This window comes from Bradyrhizobium sp. 17 (assembly GCF_023073515.1).
Lineage (GTDB): Bacteria > Pseudomonadota > Alphaproteobacteria > Rhizobiales > Xanthobacteraceae > Bradyrhizobium > Bradyrhizobium canariense_D.
Window position 1 is genome coordinate 34966 of the sequence record NZ_JADPJQ010000016.1, and the last position, 9444, is coordinate 44409.

The window sequence follows — 9444 nt, forward strand, 5'->3', positions numbered from 1 at the left end:
TTGGCCGGGTTATCGAGCCGGGTTTGCCGCGTCGCAGGGGCGTATGTACACCGGCGGCGGCTGGTGCTGCCCGGGCAGCGGTACGGCTTCAGCCTCTACTAGCCAGGCCTGATGGTTGGTGCGCCGTTTAAGGCCGGGGCCGCGCATGTAGTGCAGCCCGGGCCGGTAACAGTCGCGCACGTCCATGAACAGATTGTGAACGACCTCGGCGATGTCGGAGGCTGACTTAGCCGTCTTGAGGACAAAACCAAACAACGCGGAGTCATCTATGATTGTCATGGGTGAACTCTTGGCCATCGTCTTGCGGTTCGATAAATCGGTGCGGCTGTACCCAGTGTAGTCTCAAGGAGACTTGCCAACACCATTGCACAGAAGGTTGATCCGTGTGGTACTTCGGCTGAGAAGAGCATACCTAAGTGTAGGAGATGCGCTGGCACGTCCTACCTCGGCCGAGCGAAATCGGTCGATCAGCCGGATGACGCTGTTGAAGTCGGATGATTAATCAGAGGGCCGCGCGCCGCATAGAATCATGAGTTAGCGATCGCTGCAGCTAGGCGGGCCGTGGACTGATGCTTGATGTACGTGCGCTTGCCACAACCGAGTTAACGCAAGGCCTTGAAAGCCTGCGCAATCGCGTAGCGACGGACCCATTCTGTGCTCCGTTTGCTCGAGCTAGCTGGCCGAGAGATGCGGGTTTGCAATGCAAATACTTCGCTTCGTGTCGACGACATGGGCTTCAATCATCGTGGGCTGGCCGTTGTGGCGCCCGCTATCGGCCCGGCATACAACACCGAATGCGACCAGATAGGTTGATCGAGATAATTGATCCCGACGGAATATACCCATTGCCTTCGACCAGCGGGACGTCACCAGGTCGAACCCTGTTGAGTAAGCCCCTCGCGCGCATCTTCAAGATGAGCGGCTGGTGGGAATGTCGCAGCTGCCCGGCAGCTGCCTTACACACTAGAGGCAGGCGGCTTTCGAACCTCGGTGTCGCAGTGTCAGGCGACCTGCTCGATCACGAGTCCCCTTCCGTTGAACGAGCTCGCGGCGCCGGTGCCGCGCCAGCTCAGCAAGACTCTCGGTCGAGGTAGTAAAATGTCGATCGAGACGAAAACCTTGCTCCTTTCCCACCAAGGGCTCGGTGTCGACGATGGCGGTCACCTTGCGTTGGAGGTTGACGGTGCGAATTGACAGCGGTGTTGCTCGCCCCTGCTCGTGTCGACTTCGATAGGAGCCCATACGTTATCGCCACTGCTCCACGACTTTGGCTGATTGGGCGTCGTGCGGGACTAGAAGAACTCATCGCGCTCACCTTCAGGATTGCGGACTGTTGGCACGCAAGCGCAAACACGCGGCGAGTCGTGGGGCAGGTGGTTCAGGCATCCTGCGCGACACTGCCTGCGCACTCCTCACTGGCGCGGGGTGGCGCTATCGATTTCATTCCGTCTGCATGAGGCCTGCAGCATTTAGTCTAGATTAGTGAGCTGCTCGAAGGTCCGCGGCTTTCCGAGCGGGCCTTCCGAATACGCGCCGCTGGCATCAGACGGCAGCGCTTGGGACGTGCGGTGTCGACGCGTCGCGCCGATCGTATCGCACCGTCGGAGTCCGCATTGCGACGATCTCCTCACCTACCGTCGGGTGCACGGCCATAACTGACGCGAAGTCTTGCATGGTAGCTCCGCTGCGGATCGCTATGGCGAGCACCTGGATCATCTCGCTGGCCTCTTCGGCGACGATATGGACCCCGAGGATCCGGTCTGTTGCGCAATCCACAACGACCTTCAGAAGCGCGGTCTCGCAATCGCCCGTCACGGCGGCCTTCAGTGGCCGAAAGCGAACCTTGTAGACGTCGACGGCAGGGTACTGCGCCCTCGCTTCCAGCTCCGTCAGGCCAACGGAGCCGATCTCCGGGCTGGAGAAGACCGCGGTCGGCACATAGGAATAGTCTACCTGCCACGCTTTCTTGCCGAACAGGCTATCGGCGAACGCGTGGCCCTCGCGAATCGCGACGGGCGTCAGGTTGAACTGGTTCGACACGTCACCCACAGCGTAGATGCTCGGAATATTCGTGCGGGAGCTCGCGTCGACAATAATTGCGCCGTCTGCCCCAGTCTTGACCCCGGCGCGGTCGAGCCCGAGCGCGGTCGTGTTCGGCGTGCGGCCGATGGCGAGCAGCACCTGGTCGGCCATCAACCTTCCGCCCTGTTCAGTCGTAACGTCGATCCTTCCTGCATGGTCGCCGTCGCGGACGTCCCCGTTCCGCCGTTCGAGGCTGCGGATGCTGTCGCTAAACATCAGCTTAATGCCACGGTTCGTGTAGGACCCAGCGACCGCCTGGCGCACGTCCTCGTCAAAGCCGCGCAAGACATTGCTTCCGCGGCAGACGACAGTGACGTCGCTTCCCAGCGCAGCAAACAGGCCAGCGAACTCCATTGCGATGTATCCGGCGCCGCCGATCACAAGTTTCCTCGGGAATGTCTTCAAGTCGAAAACGGCATCCGAGGTGATGCCGAGCTCGATGCCGTCGAAGCGAGGCAATTCGGGCCGTGCGCCTGTCGCTATCAGGATCGTGCGTGCCCGTATGCGACGGCCGTTTTTGAGGAGGCGCACCGAATTTGCGTCCTCGAGCACGGCGCGAGACCTCACCACCTCGACGCCTGCACTTTCCTGACCGGTGCCGTAGAGCCCTTCCAGGCGTGTGATCTCGCGGTCCTTAGCGGCGATCAATGACGGCCAGTCGAAATGTGGGACCGACAAGCGCCAGCCGAATCCTGCGGCCTCCTCGAACGTGCCGCTGAAACGGCTCGCGTAGACGAACAGTTTTTTTGGTACGCAGCCGCGGATGATACACGTTCCTCCCAGCCGGTACTCCTCCGCGAGCATTACTCTCGCGCCATGTCCCGCCGCGACGCGCGCAGCGCGGATCCCTCCTGACCCACCACCAATCACGAACAAATCGACATCGAACTCCGCTTCCCGAGAAGGCTCTGAAACCTCGGCGGCCTGTCTCGACACGCCTGGGAACTCCTGAAATGCTTCTGTATCGCTCAACTCAGGCATTCAATCTTTTCTGTGCGGGACCGGAATGCTCTCATGTCCGCGCAGGCGCATTGCTGACGCTTGTTTCAAGAAGCTGCTACTTCAACGTAGCAAGATAGGCAACCAGGTCTGCCCGGTCCCTCGATTCCTTCAGCCCCGCGTAGGGCATCCTGTTTCCGGGAACCACCTTCTGTGGCGATTCCAGATATGCATCGAGGATCTTTGCCTCCCAAACGATGCCGGAATTCTTGATAGCGTCACTGTAGCTGAAGCCGGGAACCGTACCTGCCGTTCTGCCTATGATTCCTTCCAGGCCCGGCCCGATGCGATTATCATGATCCGTGGCATGGCACGCAGCGCAGGCTTTGAAGATCGCTTTGCCGTGCTCGGCGTCCTGTGCGTAACCGGGATTCGCTGTTGCTCCCGCAAGTACGAGCACCGCAATAAACGCGCCGATCTTTCCTGCGCTTTCCATTGGCAACATCCTTCCTTGGATCGGGTTCAGAAGTAGCACGGCAGCGCAATGTAGTTGTCGCCTGCCTCGGTGATAGGCGGCGATTCTTGCTACAGCGGAGGAAATTGGAAATTCCATTTGGATATGCATTCGATAGGCGCGAGATATCGTCGCCCAAGAGCGCTATGCGCGCCGGCGTCCGGCGAGTGTGGTACTGCACTCGGGATGTCGGGCGGTGTAGGAGGACATGAAAGAGCACTTCGCGATGACTTAATGTCGGGTCGCAACGCCAGGACAACACCATGCGTCGCGCCGCGATCCGTGCCCCGGCCGGATAGCTCTTGCGGCGTCCTGTGGAGCGGGTGACGCGGCTCCTAGTCCGTGACTGCGAGCGCGCCGTCGTCCCAAGGCATTTCAAGCCGGCTCGTTGTACGTCTCGTCCGAGCACCCTAAGCTTTCGTATCATCGCAACGCCCTGTTTGGACTTCCCGAGCTCAACCTGTGCTCAATTGATCCGTTAGTGGCGATCCTCTTAGTGTTGGTGCATCCGACTTGCACACAGCTAAGGGGAAGACAATGCCTTACCGCTTCGAGCGTCTTGGGTCTGACAATGGCAGGCAATGCGCCGTCTGTGAGGGCGACTTTGGTGCAATCCGGCATTGTTCATGGCGAACGCCGCTTTGCTCTAAGAAGTGCATCGATCGCTTCAAGGCACACCGCAAGAGTGACCACAATGGATACCTGATCGCTTTCGATCAAACGCCCGAAGACCGCACGAGCGCGTCATGAGGAATCAGATTTCGCGACGAGGCAAGGAATGCTTGAAGGCAGCGCAGACTTTGCTGCGCACTGCCGAAACCATCACCGACCAAGCGGTTGCGATTCAGCTTAAGGCGCTTGCCGACTACTACGAGCGGCGAGCCGAGAAGGCTTCGCTCGACGATGCAGCCAAGGCACTAGCTCGATCCGCAGACCGCTGAATGCGACGGGCATACATGAGCTGATGGGCAGCTTCTCCACCGGCGATCGCGCCCACGGGATCGCAGTCGAGCCGAAAGCCGAACGTGGGGCCACGCGAACAGCACATCGCGCAACAACACCTTGGAGGGATGCCGCGTTTTTTACCGCGAGCTAGCTGCGGCAAACGATCATCTTCGTCACGGGTGCGGCGACATACCGACGTCTGCACACAATTAGCCGGGGGAAGATCGCCCGGCGTTGCGGCGGACTCCACGCTAGACGGATGGTAACGCCGCTTGCGCGTTATCGTGCCCCTGCTTTCCCAGCGATCGCACGGATCGACGCCGACGGCAGAGCAGGCGCGTATGCTCGCGAGCGCGCCAACTTGAGACCGAACTAACAACCGCTTCGTTGCAACAGCGGTCCCGTCGCCGGGCTTTTATACCCTCGTTACGACGGGCACGAGGCTTCGAAGCCGGGGTCAACGAACGACCGCTGCATGCGTCGTCCCGGCCGAGTGCTACGCGACTCCTGGGCCCCGGGGCTGCCCTGCCCCTTTTGGAGGGCGGGTCGTGCACGCCGCGAGCCTCGATCTTTAGGCGCTTCGAGTGTGTATCAAGCGTTATTTGATGGGAGTGGTGAGCGCTTTGTCATTGGTATCGAGGACGAAAACAGCGAGCAGCTTCGCCGGCTCGGTCGTGCTGGCGTTGCGGCTGATCGAATGGGTCACACCGGGCGGTTCGGACCAGCTCTCACCTGCCCGATAGATACGCATCTCGCCATCGTTCCCCTTCGACTCAATCGCGCCCGAAACCACATAGGCGTAGATGAACGCTGAGCTCGCGTGAGTGTGGGGCGCGGAGGCTGCGTTGGGTGCGTAGTCGACTTCCAAGGCGATCAGCGACTTGCCAGGTATGTTAGGAATTGCAGCCTCGAAGTTCTTCGTGATGGTTTGCGCTTCGGCATCATGGACGTACATGGGGCCGGCCATCAAGATGGCGAGGGCGGCGCAGTTGGCGGCGATGATGGTTCGGATCTTCATGGGCTTTCTCGCTTTGGGTTTCGGTCGCTTTCGTTAACGCCATCATCTAGGTCCTGAGGGGTTTCACATCGTACTTAGGATAGTAGCTATTCCTGATTTCGTCCTGACTTCTAGGAGGGTCAGCAAAGACATGGGCTGGAGACAGCAACGGGGTGATCGAAGCTGTTTCGATTTTGACAACGTGATCAACAGGATATTCTTGGCCATTCGTTACGTGAACTGAGTTGGCGATCATCAACGACTTGTCATGGTCAGGCGGCAGTATCAACACACGGCCCTTGAATCGATAACCGCGCCTCTGGAAAGATGTCGACCACGTTAATTTCGATAGCGGGATTGCGTTGCAAGTTCAGCATGGTCCGGGGATGCGATATCGGAGAAGTAGAGAACGCCGTCTGTGACGGTCAGAGACGCCTTCGGCGAAAGATTGGGCGTTCCGCCCTCGTTGACTGTCGCGACGAACGACAGTATCGCCTGCTTGGTGATCGTCTCCACGTCGGCGATGATTTCAATCATAGATATCCTCGCTTCGATCTTCGGGAACCCTCCCTAGCGCGCGGTCCGCGCAGTACCGCCGCGGCGCGTGGAGCGCAGGCGGGCCAAAGGGGGGCGCCAACAATCCATTTGGGAGAGGGGAACCCTTCGCCTTTTCTGTTTCCTCACGGACGAACTCGGATGATGGTTTTCCCGCTGGTCCGCTTGGTCGAATTCAAAACGGCGACGGCGTCCTCGATGGTCGCGATGTTGCCGATGTTTGTACGCAGTCGTCCGTCCCGCACCCGCCGGACGATCTCACCCAGTTGGCGGCGATCAGACACGAGGACAAAATCGATCGCCAGGCCGTCGGCGGGCCGCGCCTCGGTCGGCCCGGCGATGGTTACCAGCGTTCCTCCGGCTTGAATCAGGTCCACGGAGCGCTTCCCGATGTCGCCGCCGATGACATCGAAAACCAGATTGACTCTGCCGACATCTTCGAGGACGTCGTTCTGGAGATCCACGAACTCCTGCGCGCCGAAGTCGAGCGCCTTCTGGCGGTCGGCAGCGCGTCCGGTGCCGATGACGTAGGCGCCGGCCTCACGTGCGAGCTGCGCCACCATCGAACCGACTGCGCCGGCCGCGCCGTGCACGAGGACGCTCTGCCCCGCCCCAAGGCGGCCGTGCACGAATAGCCCCTGCCACGCGGTGAGGCCCGGCATCGCTACGGCCGCACCCACCGTGAAATCGACGTCGCCCGGAAGGGGCGCGAGGTTGCGTGCCTCCACGGCCACATACTCCGCCAAGGTCCCTCCGCGATACGAGTCCGACAGACCGAACACCCGTTGTCCCACCGACAGCCCGGTCGTGCCATAGCCGAGAGCGGTGACGACACCCGCCAGCTCCTGGCCGGGAATTGTCGGCGTCCTGTCACGGTCGAGGCGATCGGTCCAGGTCGAAGGCCATGTCAGCTCACCGGAGGTGAATCCCGACGCATGAACCTGAACGATGACCTCGTTTATCGCCGCGTGCGGCTCGGGCTGCTGCATCAGTTTCATCCCGGCCGTTCCCGCAGCCTGGTCAGTCACAACGATCGCCTGCATGATAATTCCTCCCCGATCATTTGTCTCTTTACTGGATGTGCTCCGGCGACAACTTGAGCTCGCGCTCGGCGGTACGGTTCGCCGCTACACCGGGGCGCGGCGGAATTGCTGCTCGATTGTGGCCCATCCCACTACGCAGCCTTCTTCACCGATCGTGGCGGCAAGGCCAGCGACCATTCTCATGAGAGCGCTCGCTGTTTGATGAACCGGTCGCGTTCGAGCTGTCGCAGGTGCTGCTTCCCGTCGTATCGGTATGCGGATTGCGTGCGCCGACGACAGTGAACAGAGTTGCGACGGCGGCAAGTCCGCCGTATCCGAGCGTGATCTGCGGTAGCGAGAACGTGTTCGAAAGTTGGCCGGAGACAAGGCTAGGGAAGGCGGCACCGCCGTAGCAGATAAGGTAGATCGCGCTGAAGATCGGCGCCCGTTCGGCTGGCGTGCTGCCATGCAGCAAGCCGCGGGCGGCGGCGCTAATGGCGATTCCCTGGCCGGCTCCGGCGACGATGGTTGCGATGATGAACAAAACCAGTGTGCTGGCGGTGACCGCCGTGCAGAGGCTGATCATTCCGGCCAGAAAAATGATCATACCGACGCGTTGGGCTTGCGCGGATGTGAACCGGCCCCCCATGGGAGCGCCCAGAACGCTGAGGGTCATATAGCCGGCGAACACCAGTGCAGTTGCCCATGTGGCCAGGAACACCGCCGCCGCAACAGGGAGCAGGTGCCGTGATCGCCAAGCGCCTGGCGTCGGAGTTGCTGTTTCGGGGCTGATGGCAATGAGTGCGGCAGACAATAATAGGAAGCCGATGCAAACTAGGTATATGAGGTCGCGTGGCCAGGGACCGAACTGGACCAAGGCACCGGAGGCGATGACGCCGACAGTAAGGCCGAGCATCGGTCCCTGGCTGGAGGCGACGGACGCCAACCATTCCGGTCTACTGGGTGCGGCGTCGACGATGTAGGATGTCAGGCTGCTGCTGGCCGACCCGGTACCGAGACCCACGAGGAGGCGACCGACCAGCAGGGTAGCCATGTCGTGCACATTCAGCAAAAACACACAGCCCAGTAGTACCAGGCTGAGGCTAATGATCGCAGTGAGCCGGCGGCCCAGATGATTGGACAGTCGTCCCAGCCCCAAGAGTGCGGCGATGGTGCCGATGGCGTTTAGGCGACGACAGCGATCGAGATGCCGACATTCGTGAAGCCGTCCTCCGCCCGGTAGATGTTGTAAAGGGGAATCGCAGCGGCCGCCGCGGCAGACGAGACCACTAGCGAGACGACTGCGGATACGAATACGAGCCGGAGCGTGCCGCCCCGGTGCGCCTGGTTGATCGCTGGTGCCAGATGTTGCAGCGAGCCGTGCATCCGTTGTCTCCCGGAGATTCGGGCGCGCAGGTCCAAACTCTCCAATTAGGTATTTTCACCAACTGGCTTGAATCGTCGACGCCAGGCCGAAGAGCGGCTGCATCGGTGAGAGCTGCCGTGCCGCGCATATATCCGGCGGCCTTTCGCGCGCCCGTCGAATATTGTCGATCAGGTAGCGCAATCGTCGATCTCCGGCGCGGCGCATGATAACGCTCGCCGAGCCCCCGAGGTGCACGTGCTTGCCGTCGTGACCTGTGCCACCAATTGAACAGTCCAGCACGATCCGGGCGATATCGCCGGCAACGAACACACGTCGGCCTTGGCCTTCACCATTAGACAGACCGCGAGATCGCGCTCGAGTCGGGCGGCGATTTCGGTGTGATCAGTGATGGTTCCCTCGTTACCCGTGATGAATACGGCCTCTGCGTCGTACGGGGGCATTATCGCGCTGATCTTACCGGAGTGAAATCGCTTGAGCAGCGGCGCGACAATGCCTTCGGGTTCAGTAGGGAGCGGATAGGAGCCGGACATCAGGGGTTCCTGCTTCGTGTTGACTGAAATGGTTGCCCTGGCGTTATTCGATTAATCCGCGGCGTTGAGTTGTTATTGGTCGCAGCGCGGGACGAAAGTTTCCAATATCCGATGTGAATAATTTTCATACCCGCGGGGAATTGTGCTGCGACAGTCCTCTTTTCCATTGATGGAGGTACGTTGCGCAGTCGGCGACCGCGTCACGGCGCGCGGCGAGCGGCAGTAACGATCGTCTAGCGATTCACGCGTGCTGAACAGCAGCGTGCGCCTCGCGGGTACCGTTGGCAACCGTCGGTTCAGCCCGTTTCGCCGAGGTCGATCGCTCGGGTGGTCGGCAGATCCGGCAGGATGCCCGCTCAGGCCGATGTCTGCTTGTGACCCTGGCTGTTCTCTAATTCCGGGCGTGAGGTCAAGCTCTCCTTGAACATCCTTGCCGGGTCCATGGTTCTCTCCGCGGTAGGGGCGTGCCCTCC

10 protein-coding genes are annotated in these 9444 nt (G+C 60.8%); 1 reads left to right on the plus strand and 9 read right to left on the minus strand.

Features of this window, described 5'->3' with window-relative positions:
* Positions 1–9 precede the first annotated feature (9 nt).
* The 3 genes from IVB13_RS03395 to IVB13_RS03405 form a co-directional block, all read right to left on the minus strand.
* Positions 10–279, minus strand: coding sequence for a hypothetical protein (locus IVB13_RS03395; protein ID WP_247487737.1), 270 nt, complete (start codon positions 277–279; stop codon positions 10–12).
* Between the two features lie 1263 nt (positions 280–1542).
* Complete coding sequence (gorA, locus tag IVB13_RS03400) at positions 1543–3063, minus strand: glutathione-disulfide reductase (protein ID WP_247487739.1); 1521 nt, start codon at positions 3061–3063, stop codon at positions 1543–1545.
* Between the two features lie 76 nt (positions 3064–3139).
* Positions 3140–3517, minus strand: a complete 378-nt coding sequence (locus IVB13_RS03405; protein WP_049824144.1) for a cytochrome c family protein — start codon at positions 3515–3517, stop codon at positions 3140–3142.
* A gap of 800 nt (positions 3518–4317) precedes the next feature.
* On the opposite strand from IVB13_RS03405, the gene IVB13_RS03410 reads away from it, so the two are divergent.
* A complete protein-coding gene (locus IVB13_RS03410) occupies positions 4318–4476 on the plus strand; it encodes a hypothetical protein (RefSeq protein ID WP_247334835.1) in 159 nt (52 codons plus the stop codon).
* Between the two features lie 602 nt (positions 4477–5078).
* Here the strand turns inward: IVB13_RS03410 and IVB13_RS03415 are convergent.
* The 6 genes from IVB13_RS03415 to IVB13_RS03440 all read right to left on the minus strand — a co-directional run bounded on the left by IVB13_RS03415 (position 5079) and on the right by IVB13_RS03440 (position 8750).
* Positions 5079–5498 carry a cupin domain-containing protein gene (locus IVB13_RS03415; protein WP_247487741.1) on the minus strand — a complete coding sequence of 140 codons (420 nt, stop codon included), beginning with the start codon at positions 5496–5498 and terminating at the stop codon, positions 5079–5081.
* Positions 5499–5816: 318 nt separating this feature from the next.
* Positions 5817–6014: a pyridoxamine 5'-phosphate oxidase family protein gene (locus IVB13_RS03420; RefSeq protein ID WP_247487743.1), complete on the minus strand. Its 198-nt coding sequence runs from the start codon at positions 6012–6014 to the stop codon at positions 5817–5819.
* 143 nt (positions 6015–6157) lie between these two features.
* Positions 6158–7075 (minus strand): NADP-dependent oxidoreductase, encoded by a 918-nt coding sequence (locus tag IVB13_RS03425; RefSeq protein ID WP_009859328.1) that lies wholly within the window; start codon positions 7073–7075, stop codon positions 6158–6160.
* 145 nt (positions 7076–7220) lie between these two features.
* Positions 7221–8213, minus strand: a complete 993-nt coding sequence (locus IVB13_RS03430; protein WP_247487745.1) for an MFS transporter — start codon at positions 8211–8213, stop codon at positions 7221–7223.
* Positions 8214–8239: 26 nt separating this feature from the next.
* Positions 8240–8440, minus strand: coding sequence for a hypothetical protein (locus IVB13_RS03435; RefSeq protein WP_247487747.1), 201 nt, complete (start codon positions 8438–8440; stop codon positions 8240–8242).
* A 55-nt stretch (positions 8441–8495) separates the two neighbouring features.
* Complete coding sequence (locus IVB13_RS03440; protein ID WP_247487749.1) at positions 8496–8750, minus strand: hypothetical protein; 255 nt, start codon at positions 8748–8750, stop codon at positions 8496–8498.
* Between the last annotated feature and the right edge of the window lie 694 nt (positions 8751–9444).

What these genes read in the sequence shown, in the direction of transcription:
- IVB13_RS03425 (WP_009859328.1), bottom strand. Translation starts at nt 7,075, where the DNA reads ATGCAGGCGATCGTTGTGACTGACCAGGCTGCGGGAACGGCCGGGATG.
- IVB13_RS03420 (WP_247487743.1), bottom strand. Translation starts at nt 6,014, where the DNA reads ATGATTGAAATCATCGCCGACGTGGAGACGATCACCAAGCAGGCGATA.
- IVB13_RS03415 (WP_247487741.1), bottom strand. Translation starts at nt 5,498, where the DNA reads ATGAAGATCCGAACCATCATCGCCGCCAACTGCGCCGCCCTCGCCATC.
- IVB13_RS03435 (WP_247487747.1), bottom strand. Translation starts at nt 8,440, where the DNA reads ATGCACGGCTCGCTGCAACATCTGGCACCAGCGATCAACCAGGCGCAC.
- IVB13_RS03405 (WP_049824144.1), bottom strand. Translation starts at nt 3,517, where the DNA reads ATGGAAAGCGCAGGAAAGATCGGCGCGTTTATTGCGGTGCTCGTACTT.
- IVB13_RS03395 (WP_247487737.1), bottom strand. Translation starts at nt 279, where the DNA reads ATGACAATCATAGATGACTCCGCGTTGTTTGGTTTTGTCCTCAAGACG.
- gorA (WP_247487739.1), bottom strand. Translation starts at nt 3,063, where the DNA reads ATGCCTGAGTTGAGCGATACAGAAGCATTTCAGGAGTTCCCAGGCGTG.